The sequence below is a fragment of the Caulobacter sp. LjRoot300 genome (genome assembly GCF_964253875.1).
Classification (GTDB): Bacteria; Pseudomonadota; Alphaproteobacteria; order Caulobacterales; family Caulobacteraceae; genus Caulobacter.
In genome coordinates, this window is the sequence record NZ_CAXUSA020000001.1 from 741,826 (window position 1) to 763,682 (window position 21,857).

Consider the following 21,857-nt stretch of genomic DNA (forward strand, 5'->3'; position numbering starts at 1 on the left):
TTCTAGAACAGGATGTCCCCCGCCAACACCGCGGCGGTGTTGGTCAGTTGGATGGTCATGTCGCCCACCCCATCACCGCCCAGGTCGACGAACACGAAGGTCGAGCCGCCAGAAGACAACACGCCGTAGATGTCGTTCACGCCGGTGTGGACGCTGGTCAGGTCCAGCTTGTCGATCCCAGACTGGAAGTCGAAGATGCTGTCGAGGCCCGCTCCGCCGTCGCCCGGCGCGCTGTCGGAGGCCGCGCCATACTTGAAGACGTCGGCCCCGGCTCCGCCCCAGATGGCGTCGCCCCCCCGGCCGCCACGCACAATATCGTCGCCGGCCCCGGCCTGGATCACGTCGTTCAAGCCGCCGCCGACCAGGATGTCGGCGGTCTCGTCACCGATCATGAACACCCCGCGCGACATGCCGGTGATCAGGTCGCCTGCATTGAGGTCATGGCCGACCGTAGCCAGTTGCATGGCTCCGGTCGGGGTGTTGGCGAACAGGAAGGTCGAACCGCCGGCCCGGATCAGCGACACCTCGATGGGACCGGCCGCCGACAGGTCGATCTTGTCGACCCCAGTCTCGAACTCGTAGATTCCGTCCGGCCCGACGGCGTTGGTGTCGGCCCCGGCCAGGTACCTAAAGGTGTCGGCCCCGGTCTGGCCGAACAGAACGTCCCCGCCGCCCCCGCCGATGATCACGTCGTCACCGGCGCCGGCCTGAATGACATCGCCGCTCATGCCGCCGATCAGGGTGTTGGACCCGGCATCGCCCAGGAGATATACGCCGTGGCCGTCGTGGGTCTGGATATCCAAGCCGTTGACGTCGCCGCTGACGCCGATGGTCATCGGGCCGTCGGGCGTGTTGACGAACACGAAGGTCGAGCTTCCAGACCGCACCAAACTGACCTCGACCGGCGTCACGCCCTTCAGGTCGATAGTGTCAAAGCCCGTCATGAAGTCGGTGATGATGTCATAGGCGTCCGGCGCGCTGTCGGTCCGGGTCAGGTAGCGGAAGGTGTCCGCCCCCGCCCCGCCCGTCAGGGTGTCGCCGTCGCCCGCGCCCACCAGGAAGTCAGCGCCGCCGCCCCCGACCAGGACGTCCTTGCCGGCTCCGCCCGTATAGGTCTGCCCCACGAGGGTCGGCAGGATCAGGTCGCCGGCCGCCAGGGACGCCGTCAGCGACACCGTCAAAACGCCTCCCGCCGCCATCACCTGCAACATGGTGACACCGTCGGCGTGGCCGATCGTGTAGCCGGTCACCGACAACGCCGACAGGTCGATCTTGTCGATGCCGCTGATGAAGTCGGTGATCATGTCCGGCGCGGCCGCGGCGGACTCGGTGATCGCCCGATAGACGAAGGTGTCGGCACCGGCTCCGCCGGTCAATTGATCCGTGCCGAGCGCGCCGTAGAGCAGGTCGTCGCCGGCGCCGCCCATCAGCCGGTTGTCGGCCGCGTTGCCCAGCAACTGGTCGGCGGCAGAGCCACCGATCGCGTTTTCGATGATCACGTTGGCGGCGATCGCGACATTGCCGACCAAGTTGCCCACGTTGGAGAAATGCCCGGCCTGCAGGTCGATGACCTGGGTGTGGGTGAAGCCGGAGAAGTCGAAGGTGTCGACACCGCCTGCGTCCCAGACCGCGAAGATCAGGAAGGTGTTGGCGGAGGTGGCCGAGAACCAAGTCCGGCCCGCCGTGGAGTTGAAGCCGTAGACGGTATCCCCGGTCCGCGTCGTGGCGTTGACGCCATATTCCTGCTGGGCGGCCGAGATGTCGTCCAGCATCGGGACCGCGCCGTAAGCGCCATTGAACGACGCCCCGGTGTCGGTCTCGTCGAAATAGCTCATCACCGTGTACTGGTTGGAATCTTCGTAATATTCGGCGTCGGCGGCATAGGTGATCTGCCCCCCGTCACCGGCGTCGTAGTTACCCGGGTGGGCCAAGCCGATCGTGTGGCCGATCTCGTGGACCAGCACTAGACCGCCATAGCCGCCCTGGACCGGATTGCTGTTGTAGCTGAGCGAACTGTTGACCCACACGTCGCCCGAGTTCGACGTGAAGTCGGGATTGCCGGGATAGTTGGCGAAGGCCGCCGCGCCCTCGGCCCCGGTGGCGTAGTTGGCGAACAAGATCGAGGCGGAGTTGGAATAGGCCTGGGCCCCGGTTCCAGACCCCACTCGGGTGAAGGTGATGTTGGCCACGTCGCTCCAGGCCAGCAGGGCGCGCTCGGCCTGGGCGATCTGAGCGGCGTTGAACCGCGAAAAGCCGCCGGTGTCGTCCGGCATGTCGGCGGGGGCGGTGGAACGAAACCCATAGGTCACCGTGTAACCCTGGCCCAGGGCCCCGGACCAGCCGGGCTCGCCGCCAATCAGGTGGAAGCCCGCCTCCTCGATCGTCAGGCTCGGCTTGCCGTTCGGGGCGATGTCGCCTCGCTGCTCGGCGTTCAGGAAGGCCTGCGGAGCGGGTGTCTCGCCCGAGTCCCAGGTCAAGCGGTCGCCCGCATTCTCGATTATCTGCACGTGCCCCTCGCGAACTCCCGCTACCGGAGGATAAGACGAGATCACGACCGAATGCTTACCACGCAATGGCTGCCCGACGCCGTGACACGCTGTCGCCGGTCTTCCGCCTTCGGGTGAAGTTCGCCAGTCAGGCCGCCTGCATCTGCTGCTTCACCCGTTCGGCCAGGGTCTTGATGTCGATCGGCTTGGGCAGGAACGTCACGCCCGTCTCGCCTTCCAGCAGGTCGCTGAACTCGGCCTCGGCATAGCCGCTGATGAACATCACCGGCGCATTGCCCAGATAGGCGCGGGCCTTCTTCAGCAGGGTCGGGCCGTCGATGCCGGGCATGATCACGTCGCTGATCAAGAGGTCGATGGTGCCGGCGTGCTCCTCGGCGATGATCAGGGCCTCCTCGCCGTCGCTGGCCTCCAGCACCTCGTAGCCCCTCGCGCGAAGCAGGCGGGCGGCGACGCCGCGCACGGCGTCCTCGTCCTCCACGAACAGGATGCGGCCCGCGCCCGACAGGTCGCGCGGCGGGCGTGGCTTGGCCGGTTCGGCGACCGCCAGGGCCGCCGCGGCGGCGGCCTGCTGGGCCGGGGTGGCTTCATAGACCGGCAGGAAGATGCGGAAGGCGGCCCCCTCGCCGGGACGGCTATGGACGTGGATCCAGCCGTCGCTCTGCTTGACGATGCCGTAGACGGTGGCTAGGCCCAGGCCCGTGCCCTCGCCCACCGGCTTGGTGGTGAAGAACGGGTCGAAGATCTTGCCCATCACCTCGGGCGGGATGCCGGGACCGTCGTCGCTGACCTCGATGAAGGCCTGGTCGCCCTCGGCGCCCGGGAAGCCCAGGCCCTGGGCCTCGTCCTGGGTCAGGCGGGCGGTGCGGATGCGCACGACGCCGCCGCCCTTGGCCGCCCGCACCGCGTCGCGGGCGTTGACGGCCAGGTTCATGACGGCGGTCTCGAGCTGGCTCTTGTCGGCCCGCACCTGCGGCAGGTCGCGGCCGTAGTCGGTGATCAGCTTGACGTCCTCGCGCAGCAGCCGCCGCAGCAGGACCTCGAACTCGCTGATCAGCTCGCCCAGTTCCAGCACCTCGCGCTGCACGGTCTGCTTGCGGCTGAAGGCCAGCAGCTTGCGGACCAGGTCGGCGGCGCGCACGCCGGTCTGGCGGATCTCGTTGAGGCCCTCGTACGACGGGTCGCCGACCGGGTGGCGGTGCAGCAGCTCGTCCAGGCGCAGCTGGATGGCGGTCAGCAGGTTGTTGAAATCGTGGGCCACGCCGCCGGCCAGCTGGCCGATGGCCTGCATCTTCTGGGCCTGGGCCAGCTGCAGCTCCATCTGCTTCTGCTCGGAGACATCGATCAGATAGGCCACCAGCCGGCCTTCGGCGCGATAGAGATAGAGGTGGGCGATGCGGGTCGGGTCGCGGGCCAGACGGACCTCGAACGGGCCGCTCTTGCCCTCGGCCAGGCGGGTCTCGGCCTCGGCGCGCGACGGCGGGTCGATCAGGGCGCCGAACAGCGTGCCGGACGGCACGGCGCCGGTCATGGCGGCCAGGGCCGGATTGGCCTCGAGGACGCGCGAGTTGAACGGGTCCAGCCCTTCCAGCAGGGCCGCGCCGAACGGCGAGGCGCCGGAGAAGGCGTCCAGGGTGCGTGGGGCCGGCGCTGACTGGGCGACCACCGGGGCGGGCGCGGCGGTCGGGACATAGACCTCCTTCTCGACCACCGACGGCAGGCGGACCAGCAGGCGGCCGCCGCGCAGGCGGGCGGCCTCGGCGCGGCGCTCCTGGCCGGCGATGATCAGCGTCCCCTCGGCGCGCTGGCCGTCGCGGGCCTTGACCAGGGCGGCGAACAGGCGGGCCCCGGCCGCGCCCCGGGGCAGGCGGCGGGCGTCGCCCACGGCCTGGACCCAGGCGGCGTTGGCGGCCAGCAGCCGGCCGTCGGCGGCGGTGACGGCCGCCGGTTCGGGCAGGGCCTCGACGAAGGCTTCGGCGCCCTCGGGATCGGGGTCGCCGACCGCGGTCGAGGCGCGGATGGCCACCAGGCCCAGGATCGCCACGCCAGCGACGCCGCCCAGCAGCAGCAGGCCCGCCAGGGTGGCTGGACCGGCCCGCAGGGCGGGGGCGGCGGCGAACACGGCGGCCAGGACCAGGAACACCGCCGCGCCCCAGATCAGCAGGTCGGGACGACGCTTTGCCTCGCCGGAAAGGTCTTTCATGGGCGTCTCGGTCATGGTCGACCGAAATCCTTCTGCAGCCTTGCGGGCATCCAGCCCATCGATTCGCGGGATAGGATAGCCCCAACCCGCTCGCGGAGCGCGATCCGTGATCGATTCCTGATTCCGTGACGGGATTATGGTCTCCGGACCTCGTCCGCCACGTTGGCGCGCAGGCGGTTCAGCAGGTTGCGCAGCAGGTCGGTCTCCTGGCCGGTCAGGTCGCCGCGCAGGCGGGCGTCGAAGCGCTCGGCGGTCTGGCGCAGGTGCAGGAACATCGCCCGGCCCTCAGGCGTCAGGGCCACCTGGTGGGCGCGGCGGTCGGCCTGGTCACGGGTGCGGATGACCAGGCCCTGGGCTTCCAGGCCGTTCAGGTGGTGGGTCAGGGTCGGCCCCTGGACGCCGACGGCCAGGGCCAGATCCGCCTGAGGCCGATCGCCTCCGGGCATCAGCGACAGCAGGACCAGCCAGGTCGGCAGCGAACCGCCCGCTTCGTTCATCGCCTCGTCGAAGGCCCGGGCCACGGCCTTGGAGACCTGGGACAGCACGAAGCCGATCGGCGGGGCGGACGGCGGACCTGAGGTGCTCATGACTCGATAGATAGACATCGAATAATTCGATGTCTATCTATATCGCGCCGCCAGAACGGCGGTTCACGAGAGGAGCCCGTCATGAACATCGGATTGATCCTGCTGCTGTCGTTCCACGTGTTGGCCGCCATCTTCTGGGCCGGTACGACCTTCGTCCTGGCCCGGACCGGCGGAGTCGGCATCGAGGCCCTGCGTCGGCCGCAGATCGGCGCGGCCGTCGTCGCCGTGCTGACCGGCGCGGGCCTGGGGGCCTGGGTGCACGGCGGCGCCTTTGGACGCACCGAGCAGGTGCTGATGGTCGCCATCATCGCCTCCCTGATCGCCCTGATCGTCCAACTGGCCGACCGGGCGAATCCCGCTCGCAGCCAGCGGATCGCCGCCGGCCTGCTGATGATCGCCGTCGTCGGGATGGTGTCCGCGCGGTACATTGCCTGAGGTCTCAGCCGGCGAAGCAGGGCATGGCGCGACCTCGATAGGGGCGCGTTCTGAAAATGAGGAGCCGATCCTTGTACTCGACCTGACGCCAGACTTTTCCGTCTCCGCGCAGCAACATCGCATTGCGGTCCTCGTCCCAGCCCTCCGCCCGCAGGTCGCACGGCGTCCAGGTGATTAGCGCGTAGCGGTCGCCCGGCCAGAAGACGGCGCGGGAATAGGCCGAGTGGGAGATGGTCTTGGGCTTGTCGGGGCTGAAGCTAACAAAGGCCGGAACCTTGGCGGCGTCCAGGGCGGGCCGGCAGTCGATCGGCGCGGCGGCCTTGCGGCCCTGGAAGGCTAGCACGGCGTCAATCAATTTCCATGACCGACGACGGGGTCCAAAGGCCTTGGGCGCACCCGCCACCCGCTCCGCGCGCAGCAGCAGATAGGGGTCGTCTGGCATGTCGCGCGACCGCTCTATCTGTTCGGCGATCCGTTCGCGCTCCAAGCCGGCGATCAAACGGCACTCGCGGGCTAAGTGTTCGGCGGTCTCGACTGGATCGTGCAGCCAAACCGCCGGCGCAGCGACCAGCGCCGCGCCGATCGTCAGACCGACGGCAAACCATGCCAACCGCGCCATCACCCCTCCCCGATAACAAACCCCATGGCGCATGCTCACGAGGCGGAGGTCAACCTTCGGACGAAGACCAAGTCTCAGTCGGCCCAGCCGCGCTTCTTGGCCTGCTTGTTGCTCATCACGAAGCCGATGACCTTGGCGACGGCCTCGAAGTGCTCGGCGGGGATCTGCTCGTCGACGTCCATGGCGGCGTAGAGGGCGCGGGCCAGGGGCGGGTCTTCCAGCACGTAGACCCCGGCCTCCTCGGCCACGGCGCGGATCCTCAGGGCCAGGGCGTCGACGCCCTTGGCCACGCAAATCGGCGCGGCGGTCTCGCCCTGCTCGTACTTCAGCGCCACGGCGTAGTGGGTCGGGTTCATGACCACCACGGTGGCCTTGGGCACGGCCTGCATCATCCGCTGGCGCGAGCGCTGCATGCGCAACTGCTTCTGCTTGCCCTTGATGTGCGGGTCGCCCTCGGACTGCTTCATCTCGTCCTTGACGTCCTGCAGGCTCATCCGCATGCGCTTGTTGAAGCGGATGCGCTGCCAGAACCAGTCGAAGCCGGCGGTGGCGATCAGGAAGATCAGCACCATCCAGAACAGCTTGGTGCACAGCTTCATCGACATCGGGATGATCGCCCCGACGTCCATGCCGACCAGGTTGGTGATCAGGGCCGCGTCGGGCTTGACCACGAACCAGGCGATGACGCCGGTGACCAGGAACTTCAACGCCGACTTGGCGAACTGCACGAAGCCGTCGGGACCGAAGATCCGCTGGAGCCCCTTGATCAGGTCCAGCTTCTTCAGGTCCGGCTTGATCTTGTCGGCCGACAGGATGAAGCCGGACTGGGCGACGTTAGCCGCCGCGCCCAGCAGGCCCGAGACCACCATCACCAGGATCAAGGCCGGCAGGGCGGCCATGACCGCGGTCCTGGCGATGGCGCGGACGCCGCCCTCGACGTCCATGGTGCCGGCGTGGGCCAGGAAGGGCGTCAGGGACTGGACCATGTCGCGGGTCAGCCAGCCGCCGGCGATGACCACCACGCCGAACGCCCCGGACAGCGAGGCCAGTTGCGAGATGTCGGCGGATTTGGGGACGTCGCCCTTGGCGCGCGCGTCCGACAGCTTCTTGGCTGTTGGTTCTTCTGTCTTTGACGCGTCGTCCTGCTCGTCGGCCATGGCGCGCCCCTAGTTGAACACCGCCAGCAGGTCCCGATAGCGATCGGTCCACACCATGGCGATGCCGCCGAGCGAGAGGCCCAGCAGGGAGAGGCCCAGGATGACGCTGAGCGGCGAGGTGACGAAGAAGATCTGGAACGACGGCATGACCCGGCCGACCAGGCCGGTGGCCAGGTTGAAGACGATCGAGAACACCAGGACTGGGGCCGACAGCTGCAGGCCCAGCTTGAACGAATCGGCCACCGTGCGCACGGCCAGTTCGGCGGCGTCGCCCACCGGCACCGGGCGGCTGAACGGGAACAGGTCGTACGACTTGACCATCGCCCCGATGAACAGGTGGTGCAGGTCGGTGACCATGATCAGGGTCAGGCCCAGCATCGACAGGAAGGTGGCCACCGCCGTGCTGGTCTGGGCCCCGGCCGGGTTGGTGGTCTGGGCGAACGACAGGGTGGTCTGCAGCGAGATGATCTCGCCGGCCGTGGTCAGCGAGCTGACGAACAGCTTGAGCACCGCCCCGATCATCAGCCCCACCAGCACCTCGTGCAGCACCGCCCCGCTCATGGCTCCGACGCTGGAGGGCACGGTGACGATCGACTTGGAGACCAGGGGGGCCAGCAGCAGGGCCATCAGCACCGCGAACGACAGCCGGATGCGCGGCGGCACGACGTTTTCGCCGATGCCGGGCATCAGCATGACCATCGCGCCGATCCTGGCGAAGACCAGGCCGCCGGCGTAGACCTGCAGAACGGTGGCGAAGCTGTCCAAGCCTTGCTCCCTACATTCCGGCGATCTTGGCGGCGATTTCCTTCATGAAGCCGGCCATCAGCGCGCCCATCAGCGGCAGGAACAGCAGCAGGGCCACGAAGATCGCCACGATCTTGGGCGCGTAGACCAGGGTGGCCTCCTGGATCTGGGTCAGGGCCTGGAACAGGCCGATAGCCACGCCGACCACCAGGCCGACGATAAGGATCGGCGCGCAGAGCTGCAGGGTCAGCCAGATGGCGTCGCGGCCGACATCCAGGACTTCGGCTCCGCTCATCGGAAGGCCTCTAGGTGACGCGCGCACGCGGGAACTGACGGTGACTCGCACCATCGTCCGTCATGGTTAACAGCCGGTTAGGGAGAATTAACAGAGGGCGGTTGCGCGCGTGGCGAAAGGTCGCCAGGGAATGCTCTTCCCCCTTGGGGGAAGACGGCCGCGAAGCGGCCCGTAGGGGGCAAGTGTTCGCCCGCAGTGCGGCTAGCTACTTGCCCCCACCTGACCGCTTCGCGGTCTGTCCGCCCCCATAGGGGGCGGAACGGCGGGGGGTCCCCCGCCCTACTTCGGCTTGCGCGCCGCCTGGACCTCGATCTCGACCAGCATCCCGCCCTGCACCAGCGAGGTGATCTGGCTGGTGATGCGCGAGGGCTTGTTGGGCTGTTCGGCGGTGCCGAAGAAGGTCTTGTAGGCCTCCATCATGCCGGGGAAGTCCATCTTGCCGCCCTTGGCCGGGTCGCCCACCAGCAGGACGCGCATCATCACCACGTCGCCCATGGTCGCGCCCTGGCTCTTGAGCGCCTCCTGGATGCGCGTCAGCACCCCCATGGTCTGGGTCTTGGTGTCGCCGAAGGTGGCGGGCAGGGCCGGGTCGCCCTTGGGGTCGAGCGGCGGCGGGGTCATGCCGCTGACATAGATGGTGTCGTAACCGGCCGGCACGGTGACCACGCTGGCGATCGGCGAGGTCGGCGCGCCGCCCCGGACGATCTCCTGGGCGTGGGCGGCGGTTCCGGCGAGGCTGGCGAGGGCGGCGGCGGCGAGGATCAGGCGCTTCATGGTCGTCTCCAGGGACTGTCCGTTGCGAAATTCCGGGATGCGGACGGCGCCCGCGATCCGATGCTCTAGTGGGCCTGCAGGCTGGCGGGCTTCTTGCCGGCCTTGATCGCGGCGCGGGCGGCGGCGACGTCGGACGCGCTGACCGGCTTGCCCTTGTTGCCCCACGAGGTGCGGACATAGGTCAGCACCGAGGCCAGCTCCAGGTCGTTCAGGTCGTCCTTGAACGACGGCATGCCGGCCCGGCCGGCCAAGACCGTGGCCATCATCGGGGCCGGGTCGCCCTGGACGAACGGGTCGCCGGCCAGGGCCGGGAACGCGCCCTTCACGCCCTTGCCCGTCGTCTGGTGGCAGGCCGAGCAGTTGTCGTTGAACAGGGCCGAAGGGGTGGCGGCGAAGGCGGCCGCCGAGACGGCCGAGGCGGCCAGCACGCCGGCGAGGAAGACGATCGAACGACTCATGGAAACTCCTCAAGCAACCTTTGGACAGGCATAGCGCGACTTCAGGCCGTGAGCACGCGGGCGTGCAGCTTGCCGATCTGCTGCCAGGCCGACTCGATGGCCCCCGCCTGCCAGCCGCCCAGATAGGTCAGGTGCTCGCCCGCCAGGTAGATGCGGCCGTCGGGCTCGCACAGCACCGGATAGGCCGCCTTGCGCCCCTCCTCGCCCCACTCGGCCCAGCCGCCCAGATTGAACGGCGCTAGGTGCCAGCTGAACGAGAAGGCGTTCTCGAAGTTCTCGGCGTATTCGGGGAACACCTTCTGGCCGGCGGCCACGGCGAACGCCGCGCGTTCGGCCGGCGGCTTGGCGCTGATCTTGGCCGCCTCGCCGCCGAACGCGTAGTAGCCCAGCAGCACGCCCTTCTGGCCTTGCCAGCCGGTGGACGGCAGGGTGATCGTGCCGATGCCGGGCATGTCGTTATAGATGTGGCCGCCATAGATGTGGTGGTTCTCTTCCCAGAACCGGGTCTTCATCTGCAGGCCGATCTTGTTGACCGGCGCGTAGGCCACGCCCGACATCGCCGCCTTGAACGGCTTGGAGAAGTCGGCGTCGATGTTCTTGAGCACGCTGAGCGGGATGGTGCAGACGCAGTAGTCGGCGGTGATCGTGTCCTGCTCGCCGAACTTGTCGGTGTAGGTGACGACCACGCCCTTGGGGCCCTGCTTGATCTTGTCGACCACGCAGGAATAGCGGATCAGCGTTCCGACGCGCTTTTCGAAGCCCTTGGCGATCTGGTCCATGCCGCCGACCGGCTGCAGCATGGTGCGCTGCTGCTCGTAGCCGGAGACCGAGCTGAGCACCCGCCAGGCGTTGGAGTGCAGCACGTCCGACAGGCTGTAGGGCGTCGAGGGCTTGCCGGGGCCCGGATCCACACCGGCCCCGGGATGGACGTCGAAGCCGCGGCCTTCGGTGCCGGTATAGGCCAGGTCGGTCGGCGAGAGGCGGCCCTCGTTGATCATGTAGGCCACGAACAGGTCACGGTCCGCGGCGGTCAGGGGCGCGTCGAGCTGGCCCTTGGAGGCGGCCTTGGCGATCATCTCGGCGGCGTAGCCGCGGACGTCGGCGGCGATCTGGCCCTTGCGGATCGGCTTGCCGGCCAGCGGCCCGTCGCCCTTCTCGAAATAGACATAGGCCGCGTCGTTGTCGTTGACGAAGCTCTCCAGCTGCACGCCGAACAGCTTGGTGTAGTGCAGGGTCGAGCGGTGGTGGTACGGGATCCGCCACGGGCCGTGGTTGATGTAGAGCCCCTCGTCGAACTCGCAGGTCTGGTTGTTGCCGACCAGGTCGGTGTGCTGGAAGCCCTTGCGGGCCGTCTGGCAGCGGCCGCCGGCGAAGGATCGGGCCTCGATCACCTGCACCTGGTAGCCGGCCTTGGTCAGCTCGTAGGCGGCGGTCATGCCGGCCAGGCCCGCGCCCAGCACCACGACCTTGGTCCCCTTGGGATCGCCTTCCAGCTTGGGCGGGGCGGTCTGGGCCGAGGCGAAGCCGAAGCCCAGGGCGTCCATGCCGGCCATGGCCAGCGACACGCCGCCGAACGCCGCCAGGCTCTCGAAGAACCGCCGCCGCGTCAGCACGCCGCCCGCCTCGCTCAGGGGCGCGGCCGCCGATTGATCACCCATAACGATCCCCGATTTTTACTTGTCGCGAAGACGCCTGCGAGCCAGGCGACCGCCTTGGCTATGTCAGACCAGGCCCGCCTAACGACAATGCGAAAAACTTGTCAGTCCTATGAGAAAACCCTCCGGCGCCACGCCCTTGGGCGCCCGCGGCGAGGCTTGTGCGGAGAGCGGGCGGTGTGAAATTTCACGCCAGAAACAGAGATTTCACCGACGGAAAATCCGCCGACGGACATCGTTGACGAAAACGCAGAAAAACCGGGCGCGAGGCCCGGCTTTTCCTTGTTCCATAACGCTTTCCAGGGATCAGAAGTTGTAGGCGAGCTTGGCGTAGTAGTAGCCGCCGTTTAGGCCGTAGGGTGAGATGCTGGGATAGATGTCTTGAGCGCCGTTGCCGTTATCGGCCTCGTCCTTGAGCTCGGCGGCGCTCTTCTTGTCCGGCTGCTTGTCGAACAGGTTATTGGCGCCGACCGAGATCTTGAACTGCTCCATCACCTGCCAGTCGATTTCCAGGTCAGTGATGAAGGCCGGCTTGACCTTCTCCAGCCAGTATTTGACGCCGTCATAGGTGGCGTATTCGGACGACTTTCCGTACAGCGTCTCGTGCAGATTGATCGTCACCGGCCCGCGGTTATAGAGCGCGCCGGCCGAGACCTTGTATTTCGGCGAGGCGGTTTCCAGGTCGGAGATCGCGGCCTTGTCGTACAGTGAAGCCCCCGCCAGCTCTGCCGGCGGCGCGGCGATCTTAGTGACCTCGGTCTCATTGTAATTGGCCGCCAGACTCCAGTCGACCCGACCCAGGTCGCCGAAGCTCGTCGCATAGGTGACGACCGCTTCGACGCCGCGGGTGCGAGTATCCAGCCCATTGGTGAAGATGGTGATGCCGATGTCGGTGGCGTCGTCGGAGATCGAATTGCCGTTGGCTTTGATGGCGGCGGTCACGGGGTCCAAGGGGTCCGAAGGGTCCGCGTATAGCGAGCCGCTGCCGGCGATGCGGTCTTTAACCTCGATCTGGTAGGCGTCGAGGGTCGCCGACAGCCCCCCACCCGGGTGAGCCACGAAGCCGACGCTGTAGTTCGTCGACTTTTCAGGCTTCAGGCCGTTGACGCCCACCAGCTTGGCGCCAGCGGAGTTGGGCGCCAGTTGCACGAAGGCCGAGGTCGGCCCGACATTGGTGGCCGAATAGTATTCTTCGGCCAGGGTGGGGGCGCGGAAGCCGGTGCTGGCCGTGCCGCGCAGGGCGAAGGCCGGCGAGAAGTCGTAGCGGCCGGTCAGCTTGCCGACCGTGGTGTCGCCGAAGTCGCTGAAGTGCTCGTAGCGGACGGCGGCGTCCAGTTGCAGGGCCTCCACCGGCTTGACCGCTAGGTCCAGATAGGCCGCGACGTTGTCGCGTTCGTGCTTGCCGGCGTCGGTCAGCGAGAAGCCCGGATAGGACTGCGAGCCGCCGTTGTAGCGCGAGGCGTATTCGCCGGCCTTGATCTTGTAGGTCTCGTGACGCTGCTCGGCGCCGAAGGCGACGGTCAGCGGTCCGGCCAGGCCGACGTCGAAGGGACGGCTGACGTCCAGGGTGGTGCTCCATTGGGTGGAGAGGAAGGCGCCGGCGTGGAAGGCCGACTGGGTCGAGCCCGCGCCCAGCACCGACGGCGCGGCGAGATAGAGGTCCTTGTTGACCGAGTTGGTGACGTTGATCGCGTCGAAGTCGCGGCCGTAGGTCGAGCTCAGATCCCAGTCCCAATCGCCGAACACCTTGCCCTTCGCGCCGCCGGTGACGGCGTAGTCCTCCTCCTTGATGGTCTCCATCGGGTTGAAGCCCAGCGGATAGAGCTGCGGCAGACGGGTGGGCGTGCGGAAGTTCTCGTAGGCGCCGGCGTACTTGTGGCCGTAGGTGCCGAACGAATAGACCTCCAGGTCGCCGATCTCCACGCCGCCGTTATAGGCCACGGTGGTCAGCTGGTAGCGGGCGTCGCCCGAGATCTTGTTGGTGTGCGGATAGCCGGCGAGGATCGTGCTCCAGCCGTTGGCGGCGGTGTTTCCGCGGATCACCCGCTGGTCGTCGCCGCCCCAGTCGCTGAAGTCGTGATAGCGGGTCTCGGCGGTGAGGTTCAGGTAGGAGTTGGCGAACGGCGACAGGCCGATGTTGCCCGACACGTTGCCGGTCTTGCCGTCGCCGCCATAGTAGCGGCCGGCCGTGACGTCCAGCGAGCCGCCCGAGGTGTTCTTCTTCAGGATGATGTTGACCACGCCGGCGATGGCGTCGGTGCCGTACTGGGCCGCGGCGCCGTCGGTCAGCACTTCGATATGGTCGATCGCCGACAGCGGGATGAAGTTCAGGTCGGCGGCCGCGCCGCCCTGGTAGGGTCCGCCCAGGACCGCCAGGTTGGCCGTGCCGTGCCGCCGCTTGCCGTTGATCAGCACCAGGGTGTGGTTGGCGCTCAGGCCGCGGAGCCGGGCCGACAGGGTCAGGGCCGCGGTGTCGCCGCCGAAGGATTGCGCGTTGAACGAGGGAATCGCCTGGGCCAGGGCCGCGATCAGGTCCGGCTTGCCGGCCCGCTTCAGCGACGCGGAATCGACGACCTGGATCGGCGCGGCGCTGTCGACGGCCTTCATGCCGGTGGTGCGGGTGCCGGTGACGATGACCGTCTCGACCTCGGTGGTGGCCGGGTCGGCCGGCGCGTCGGCGGCATAGGCCAGGCTGGCGCTCGCCATGCTGAGCGAAAGAGTTGAGATCCCGGCAAGCAGGATATTCCGCGAACACTTATTCATTAAGATCCCCTGGTGGCGTTACAAACGCGCTGTGGTTTTCGCCGCCTGTGGAATCCCCCGATAGATCTTTTCTTTTTTTGAGTCTGGATGCTGTCAACCGTAGGAAGAATATTTTAAGCGCTGATCACATATACAAGCGGCGGCCGACCGCCGCCGATCGAAGACTTCCTCAGGGGGTAAAGTTCGGCAATAGCCGCTGCGCTTATGGACGCCGGCGCGGCGCCAGATCGGCCCCGGCGCCCCTTTGCGCGGCGCCCACGGCGCCTTTTGGCCGTCTTCTGATCATCGGCTTGGCGTCCGGGCCGCAAGAAAGCCCCTCAAGCCCCCTGAAACAGGACGAGCCGGACGCGAACGCCCGGCTCGAGGATCTGGTCCGATCGCGGTCCCGACATCCAAACCGTGGACGCCAGGACCGCTCTGGAGCCTAGAAGCTGTAGGTGACCTTGCCGTAATAGTAGCCGCCGTTGATGCCGAAGGGCGAGAACGAGGGGAACTGGGTGACGAAGCCGTTGCTGTTGTTCTTCAGGTAGTGCTCGCGCAGCAGACCGTTGATCCGATTGGGATAGCGGTTGAGCAGGTTGTTGGCCCCGATGGACACCTTTACGCTCGGCAGCACCTGGTAGCCCAGGTCCAGGTCGGTGATCAGCGCCGTCTTGACGGTGGTCCTCATCAGCGCCGACGAACCGCTGTCGTTGCTCAGGCCCGACGACTTGCCGTAGACGGTCTCCTTCAGGTTCATCGAGAACTTGCCGAGGGACCAATAGGCGCCCGCGATGATCTTGAACTTGGGCGAGGTGTCTTCCAGGTTGGCGATCGCGATGGCGTCGAACAGGGTCAATTTCGGGTCCAGGCCCGGCGGGTTGGGCGCGATCTTGGTCACTTCGGTCTTGTTGTAGCTGGCGCTCAACGACCAATCGACCCGACCCCAGTCGTCGAAATCGCTGTAGTAGGTCGAGACGAAATCGATTCCGCGGGTGCGGGTGTCCAGGCCGTTGACGAACATGTTGGCGCCGACGCTGTAGGTCGCGTTGCTGCGGATCGAGGGATCCACGTTGACGCCGTTCGCCGCGAGGGCGGCGACGACCGCCGGCGAGACGATGCCATTCGTCACTTGCTTCGTGGTTTTGGCGCCCGTGACCGGGTCGATAACGGTCTGGGTGACGACGTTCTCGCCGTACAGCGTGCCCGAGCTGACGATGCGGTTCTTGATGGTGATCTGGTAGGCGTCCAGCGTCATCGTCAGCTTGGGCGCCAGGTGGGTGACCAGGCCGATGCTGAAGTTGTTCGACTTCTCGGGCTTCAGGCCGTTGATGCCCAGCAGGCTGGCGCCCGGCGAGTTCGGCGGCAGCTGGCCGCTGATCGAACTGGGCGAAACGTTGATGCCCGAATAGTACGACTCCGCCAGGGTCGGGGCCCGGAAGCCCGTGCTGGCCGTGCCGCGCACGGCGATGGCCGGCGAGAAGTCGTAGCGACCGGTCAGCTTGGCGACCGTGGTGTCGCCGAAGTCGCTGAAGTCCTCGTAGCGGACCGCGGCGTCCAGCTTCAGCGCCTCGACCGGGCTAACCGCCAGGTCGACATAGACGGCCTTGTTGTTGCGCTTGTGCTTGCCGGCGTTGACCGGCGCGAAGCCGAAATACGACTGCGAGCCGCCGCCATAGTAGGTGGCCGGGTCGCCCGCCGTGATCTCATAGCTTTCCTTGCGATACTCGGCGCCCGCCGCGAAGGTCATCGGACCGGCCAGGCCGACCTCGAAGTCGTGGCTGACGTCGAGGGTGTTGCTCCATTGGGTGTTGATGAAGCCGCCCGCATGGATGTCCGTGGGCGAATAGCCCTTGGTCGTCGTCGTCGAGGTGTCGGCGTAGAGCGACGCGTTGGCGGTATCCAGGACGTTGACCGAGTCGTCGTCCTTTCCGTAGGTCGAGCTCAGGTCCCAGTTCCAGGCGTTGGTCACGCCGCTGACGCCGCCGGTGACGGCGTAGTCGGTCTCGGTGATCGACTCCTTGGGATCGAAGCCCAGCGGGTACGGAATGTCGGTCGCCATCTTGCCCTTGACGACGTTGGGCAGGCGGTAGTTCTCGTGGGCGGCGCTCCATTTGCGGCCGATGGTGCCGAAGCTGTAGGCCTCGATGTCGGGCGTGATCTCGTAGCCGGCGTTGTAGGCCAGCACCGTCTGGCGGTACTGGGCGTCGCCGGCGATGCGGTTCACATAGGGCCAGTTCGGCGCGTTGACGACCTGCGGATAGCTCTTGGCCGGACTGTTGGTGGCGCCGGTGTTGTAGGGCGTGTTCACCACGCGGGGGTCGTAGTCGCCGCGGAAGCTGTAGCCGTGGTACTTGGTCTCGCCGGTGAGGTTCAGGTACGACTTCTCGGTCGGGGCGATGCCGATATTGGCGGTGAAGTCGCCCGTCGTGCCGCCGCCGTCGATATAACCGCCGCCATTGATGATGACCTCGCCGCCCGAGGTGGCCTTCTTCTGGATGATGTTGATGACGCCAGCGATGGCGTCGGTGCCGTACTGGGCGGCCGCGCCTTCCAGCAGCACCTCGATGTGGTCGACCGAGGCCAGGGGGATGAAGTTCAGGTCGGCGGCCGCGCCGCCCTGATAGGCTCCACCGAGGACGGCGAGGTTGGCCGTGCCGTGACGGCGTTTTCCGTTCAGCAGGACCAGGGTGTGGTTGGGGCTGATGCCGCGCAGCTTGGCCGACAAGGTCAGGGCGGCGGTGTCGCCGCCAAAGGCCTGGGCGTTGAACGACGGCACGTTCTGGGCCAGGGCCTGGATCATGTCCGGCTGGCCGGTCTTCTTGAGGATGTCTGCGCCCAGGACCGTGATCGGCGCGGGGCTGTCGACGGCCTTCATGCCGGTGGTGCGCGTCCCGGTGACGATGACGGCCTCGAGTTCGGCTGTGTCCTGCGAAGGCTCTGGAGCCTCGGCGGCATAAGCGTTGACGCCATAAGCAAAGATCATGCTGACAGCGGACACCCCAGAAAACAGGATGCTACGCGAACGGTTATTCATTCATACCCCCTCATGCGCTATCTAAGCGCGATTGTTTTTCTCCTCTTTGGCGTTTCCCGGTAAGCGTGTTCTTTTTGCTTGATAACAATACTTTACAACTCACGGATATGACCGCGTTTGAAACAGTTCGTCGAAGCTGAAATTTCTGCAAGCGCGGCAACCGTCATCGGATCGTAACGGACGTCCCGAGGGGTCTCGGCGCCCCTTTGGACGGCGCCGGCCACGATTTTTGTGCAGGGCGATGATCAGGATTGTGGCGCCTTTGCGGCGCCCGAAGACCCTCTCAGGGGACGACGACGGCCCGCCCGGCCCGCTTGCCGTCGGCCGAACGGGCCCGCACCTCGACCTTGCCGGCGACCGGCGCGTCGGGCGCATAGGGCCGCCAGGCGCCGCCATCGACGCGGTACTCGATCGGCAAACCGGGGAATTCGACATTGGCCCGCAGCCGGCCGTTCTCGATCACCGCCCCGGCGGTCGGGATGCGATAGGCCACGCCCGCCGCGTCCAGCCGGGCCAGCTCGCGCCCGCCCAGCAGGGTGGCGAAGGCGGCCCAGTCGGTGTCGCGCCGGGCCCGCATTTCGGCGGTGAAGGCGCCGGTCGTGGGGTCGTAGGCCTTGCCGGGCGCATAGGGCGTCTCCCAGCTGGCGCCGTGCCAGGCCCGCTCGGCCAGCGCCAGCAGGCGCGGATACAGCATGTAGTCGACCTGGGCGTCCGAGCGGATCGTCTCGCTCCACAGCTGGCCCTGCAGGCCGTTGAAGCGCACGCCGGGCTCCAGCGGATGATCGTCCTTGGAAGCCTGGGGCCTGCCCTGCAGGTCGGGCCACAGTTCGGCATGGGCCGGCAGGTTCTCGGGCATGAAGTCGAACACCTTGCGGGTGTCGGTGGCGCGCGAGGGCCAGTCGTAGCCGCGCTCCTTGGGGTCGGCGGCCTGGGGGCTGTCGAAGTACAGGACCTCGGGCGTGGAGATCACCACCTCCCAGCCCTGGTTGGCCTGGACATGGGCGCTGGCCGGTCCCTCGCCGGCCAGGGCGCCCCAGTTGTTGGAATGGACCCTGGCCGGCATGCGGTCGGGCTTGGCGTGGCTCATGCCGTCGCTCCAGCCGGCCACCACCACGCCCCGCGCCGCCAGCAGGGCCGAGACCTTCTCGATGAAGTGGCCGCCCAGGTCGGCCGGCTTGACCCCGGTCCTGGCCTCGTAGGCCGCGCAGGCCGGTGAGGCGCTCCAGGCGCCCGGCGTCTCGTCGGCGCCGATGTGGTAGCGGGTCAGCGGCTGGCCGGCGGCGGCGTGCAGGGCGGCCATCTCGTCCACCACCTTGCCCAGGAAGGCGTAGGCGCTGTCCAGGCAGACATTGATGGTGTTGTCGTCATAGTGCTGGATGCTGCTGTAGACCGAGGCGTTGGCGGCCTCGCTCAGCAGGTAGCGGCCGGCCTCGGCTTCCGGCCTGCCCTCGGCGCGCAGGCGAGCCGCCCTCGCCTCCATCGCCTTGATCGCCGCCCGCGAATGGCCCGGCATGTCGAACGACGGAATCACCTGGATATGCCGCGCCTGGGCCGCGCGGACGATCTCGATGTAGTCGGCGCGGGAATAGAAGCCGTTCACCGGGATCGACGGGTCCGGCCCCGAGCCCAGTTGCGGCAGCAGGCAGGTCCGCTCGGTCAGGTCGTGGCAACGGCGCGAACCGATGTCGGTCAGCTCCGGCAGGCCGGCGATCTCGACCCGCCAGCCCTCGTCGTCGGCCAGGTGCAGGTGCAGGCGGTTCAGCTTGTAGGCCGCCATCTGGTCGAGGATGGCCAGGATCTCGGCCTTGGAATGGAAGTTGCGGGCCACGTCGACATGCAGGCCGCGGAAGTCGAAGCGCGGGGCGTCGTCGATGGCCAGCAACGGGACCGTCCGCCGGGCGTCGATCAGCTGGGCCAGCGAGGCAAGGCCGTTGGCCGCGCCTTCGGGGTCCGAGGCGAGGATCTGGATCCGGTCCGCCCGGACCGTCAGCTGGTAGCCGCCGACGGCCAGCTTCTCGGCGGGCGCCAGCCGGATCCGCAGCGGGACGCCGCCGGCCGCCTCCCCCGCCCCGGCCTTGGCCAGTCGCGCCAGGCCGGCGGCCAGGGACGGGCGCGCAACGCCGCTGATCGAGACCTTCACCCCACGCGACAGGTCCAGCGCGCCGCCGCCCCGATCCAGCCGGGTCCGCAACGGCGTGGGCAGGACGGCGCCGCGCGGGATCGGTTGGATGCGGGCCCCGGCGGCCGCGTTTACGGCGAAGACTCGCGGCGCGGTGGCCCAGACCGTCGTGTCGGCCGCCGAACCGCCGGCCAGCCGGGCCTCGTCGGTGAACGGCGCGACGAACGGCAGGCTTTCCAGACCGGTCTCCGGGTCGATCGCCGGCCGGGTGCTGGCGATGGTCCGCGCCGCCACGCCCTCGGCCGCCACATAGTAGTTGGGCATCGGGTAGAGCTCGGACAGCTGGTGGCCTTCCAGCTTCAGGGGGATGCGGATCGGCCGTCCGGGCGCGAAGCCGGCGAACGCCGCCGTCGGCGCCAGGCGATAGAGGTCGCCGTTGATGTGGGTCAGGGCGAAGGCGTCGCTGTCGGCGTTCAGGATCGGGGTGACGCTGCTGAAATACAGCGACCAGCCGGCGGCCGGGGCCTGAGGCGCGGCCAGGATCAGCTCGGCCAGGTGGCACCCCGGAGCCGGCGCGCAGGCGGCGGGACCGGGCCGGTTGTCGAGCACCGCATAGCGGACGTCCAGCGTGGCGGCGAAGCGATCGAGCTGGGCCTGGCCCGGCTGGGCGTGGGCGCCCGTGGCGGCGAGGGTCAAGGCGGTGAGCGCGATCAGGCGTCGTGGCATGGAGCCTCCGGGGTCGCCAGACCCTAACCCTCGCCGCCGAAGTCCGTCATCCCCCGGCGTGTTCGGGAGACCCTTAGCAGCCCGGTCCCGCTCCCAGCGGCAGGCAGCGCCCGTCGACATCGGCCGGGACCGGCACGCCGGTCACCGCCGCGAGGGTCGGGGCGATGTCGACGGTCTCGATCGGCAGCACGCGCTCGCGCGCCGGGCCGCCCTTCCACCAGAACAGGATCGGCACCCGGCGGTCGTAGTTCCACGGGCTGCCGTGGCTGGCGACATAGGTCGCGCCGGCCGAGGCCGGGGTCAGGTAGGGCTGGAAGGCAACCAGGATGTCGCCGACCCGGCCGGGATAGGCGCTGCGGCGCATGCGCTCGGCGACGCTGATCTCGTCCGGCGGCGTGCCCCGGGGCGGCGGGGTGGCGGTGACCAGGGCGTGGGCGTCATAGGCCGCGAACACTTCCGGCCGCTTGGCCAGGATCGCCAGGGCGGCGGCAGTGATCCGGGCGTGGTCGACGGCGGTCGGCGTCTTGCCGTCGGCCCCGACCACGTACAGCGACTCGACGCCGCCGGCCTGGACCAGCGGATCGTAGGCCAACTGCAGCTGGCCGCGTACGGCGGCGTTGAGGTCCTTCAGCCATGGCGCGGGCGGTATGCGGCCGGCGTCATAGCCCTGCTGGGCCAGACGCTCGGGGAAGTCCGACCCGCCGTGGTCGGCGGCCAGCACGACCAGCACCTGGCCCTTGACCTTGTCCAGGCTGTCGAGGAACGCGCCCAGCCGGTCGTCCAGCCGCATCAGGTGGTCGCACATCTCAGGACCCTTGGTCCCGAAGCGGTGGCCGATGAAGTCGGTGGCCGACAGGCTGATGGCCAGCACGTCGGTGGCCTCGCCGTCGCCCAGCTTGAACTGGTCGCGCAGCATCTGGGCCGCGTCCAGGGTCACGCGGTCGGTATAGGGGCTGACCGCCAGGTCGTCGGTCGCCGCCGCGGCGTCCTTCGGCCTGGGGCGAGGCAGGGCCGCCCGCCAGGCCCGGCCGCCGGTGACATAGTCGTCCTCCAGGGCCGCGCACCGCTTGTCGGCATAGGTCCAGGTGAACGGGTGCGCCTTCTGGTCGGCCACCAGCTTGGCGTTGAACGCCGCCACCGGGGCCAGCCGGGCCTTGGCGTCCTGGCCGGGCTCGACCCAGGTGGTCATGCCAAAGCGCGTCTCCAGCCAGAACACCCCGTCGCCCTGGTGGCCGGCCATGTTGATCGCGCCGCGGTCCTTGCCCGACACCGCATAGACCCGGCTCGCGGGCGACACCGCCTTGAGCCAGTCGCCATAGGTGGCGGCCATCAGCAGCTTGGGGCTGACCAGCCGACCGCCGCCGGACGGGTCGTTGGCCAGGGTCACCGACGGGTCGGCCAAGCAATAGGTCTTCTGGCCCGTCGCCAGGTCGTAGAAGTCGTTGGCGACGACGCCCGTCTTGTTCGGCGACTTGCCGGTCAGCAGGGTGGAGTGGCCGGGGCAGGTCTCGGTCATGCCGTGCGACTGGTAGCCGCTGGGATAGACCGTCCCTTGCCGCGCCAGCCTGCCCAGGCCGCCGTGGAAGTCGGCGCGGTACTGCTCGAACAGGCTGGCGCCGAACTGGTCGATCGAGATCACCACCACCAGCTTGGGCCTGGGCGCCTGGACCGGCGCGGCGAGGGCTGGCGAGAGGGGGGCGGCGAGGACGGCGGCGGTCAGGCCCGCCACGGCGACGGATTTGGACAAGCTGAACATGGCCGCCAACAAGCATCGTCACAAAACCGTCGCAAGCCGGAACTGA

At 68.1% G+C, this 21,857-nt stretch carries 15 protein-coding genes; 1 reads left to right on the forward strand and 14 read right to left on the reverse strand.

Going from position 1 to position 21,857, the window contains the following annotated elements:
- Positions 1-2: 2 nt before the first annotated feature.
- From ACSQ2G_RS03430 to ACSQ2G_RS03440, 3 genes are all read right to left on the reverse strand, one after another.
- Positions 3-2,507, reverse strand: a complete 2,505-nt coding sequence (locus tag ACSQ2G_RS03430) for a M10 family metallopeptidase C-terminal domain-containing protein (protein ID WP_436028301.1) — start codon at positions 2,505-2,507, stop codon at positions 3-5.
- Between the two features lie 127 nt (positions 2,508-2,634).
- Positions 2,635-4,722, reverse strand: a complete 2,088-nt coding sequence (gene cckA / locus ACSQ2G_RS03435) for a cell cycle histidine kinase CckA (RefSeq protein WP_436028303.1) — start codon at positions 4,720-4,722, stop codon at positions 2,635-2,637.
- 119 nt (positions 4,723-4,841) lie between these two features.
- Complete coding sequence (locus ACSQ2G_RS03440; protein WP_436028305.1) at positions 4,842-5,312, reverse strand: MarR family winged helix-turn-helix transcriptional regulator; 471 nt, start codon at positions 5,310-5,312, stop codon at positions 4,842-4,844.
- 63 nt (positions 5,313-5,375) lie between these two features.
- On the opposite strand from ACSQ2G_RS03440, the gene ACSQ2G_RS03445 reads away from it, so the two are divergent.
- On the forward strand, positions 5,376-5,729 hold the full coding sequence (locus ACSQ2G_RS03445; RefSeq protein ID WP_436028307.1) for a hypothetical protein: 354 nt from the start codon (positions 5,376-5,378) through the stop codon (positions 5,727-5,729).
- A gap of 4 nt (positions 5,730-5,733) precedes the next feature.
- Here ACSQ2G_RS03445 and ACSQ2G_RS03450 read toward each other — a convergent pair whose 3' ends face one another.
- From ACSQ2G_RS03450 to phoY, 11 genes are all read right to left on the reverse strand, one after another.
- Entirely contained in the window at positions 5,734-6,348 is a 615-nt protein-coding gene (locus ACSQ2G_RS03450; RefSeq protein WP_436028309.1) for a hypothetical protein, read from the reverse strand.
- 74 nt (positions 6,349-6,422) lie between these two features.
- Complete coding sequence (gene flhB, locus ACSQ2G_RS03455; RefSeq protein ID WP_436028311.1) at positions 6,423-7,505, reverse strand: flagellar biosynthesis protein FlhB; 1,083 nt, start codon at positions 7,503-7,505, stop codon at positions 6,423-6,425.
- A 9-nt stretch (positions 7,506-7,514) separates the two neighbouring features.
- Positions 7,515-8,270, reverse strand: a complete 756-nt coding sequence (fliR, locus tag ACSQ2G_RS03460) for a flagellar biosynthetic protein FliR (RefSeq protein ID WP_310084662.1) — start codon at positions 8,268-8,270, stop codon at positions 7,515-7,517.
- Between the two features lie 10 nt (positions 8,271-8,280).
- Positions 8,281-8,544 (reverse strand): flagellar biosynthesis protein FliQ, encoded by a 264-nt coding sequence (gene fliQ, locus ACSQ2G_RS03465; protein WP_035073657.1) that lies wholly within the window; start codon positions 8,542-8,544, stop codon positions 8,281-8,283.
- A gap of 279 nt (positions 8,545-8,823) precedes the next feature.
- Positions 8,824-9,318 (reverse strand): RidA family protein, encoded by a 495-nt coding sequence (locus ACSQ2G_RS03470; protein ID WP_436028313.1) that lies wholly within the window; start codon positions 9,316-9,318, stop codon positions 8,824-8,826.
- A 65-nt stretch (positions 9,319-9,383) separates the two neighbouring features.
- Positions 9,384-9,776: a c-type cytochrome gene (locus tag ACSQ2G_RS03475; RefSeq protein ID WP_056758897.1), complete on the reverse strand. Its 393-nt coding sequence runs from the start codon at positions 9,774-9,776 to the stop codon at positions 9,384-9,386.
- Positions 9,777-9,817: 41 nt separating this feature from the next.
- Positions 9,818-11,434, reverse strand: coding sequence for an FAD-dependent oxidoreductase (locus tag ACSQ2G_RS03480; RefSeq protein ID WP_436028315.1), 1,617 nt, complete (start codon positions 11,432-11,434; stop codon positions 9,818-9,820).
- A 303-nt stretch (positions 11,435-11,737) separates the two neighbouring features.
- Complete coding sequence (locus ACSQ2G_RS03485; RefSeq protein WP_436028316.1) at positions 11,738-14,137, reverse strand: TonB-dependent receptor plug domain-containing protein; 2,400 nt, start codon at positions 14,135-14,137, stop codon at positions 11,738-11,740.
- Between the two features lie 481 nt (positions 14,138-14,618).
- Complete coding sequence (locus ACSQ2G_RS03490) at positions 14,619-17,159, reverse strand: TonB-dependent receptor plug domain-containing protein (RefSeq protein ID WP_436028317.1); 2,541 nt, start codon at positions 17,157-17,159, stop codon at positions 14,619-14,621.
- A 334-nt stretch (positions 17,160-17,493) separates the two neighbouring features.
- Positions 17,494-20,055: a family 20 glycosylhydrolase gene (locus tag ACSQ2G_RS03495; protein WP_436028318.1), complete on the reverse strand. Its 2,562-nt coding sequence runs from the start codon at positions 20,053-20,055 to the stop codon at positions 17,494-17,496.
- A 73-nt stretch (positions 20,056-20,128) separates the two neighbouring features.
- Positions 20,129-21,811, reverse strand: coding sequence for an alkaline phosphatase PhoY (gene phoY, locus ACSQ2G_RS03500; protein WP_436028319.1), 1,683 nt, complete (start codon positions 21,809-21,811; stop codon positions 20,129-20,131).
- Between the last annotated feature and the right edge of the window lie 46 nt (positions 21,812-21,857).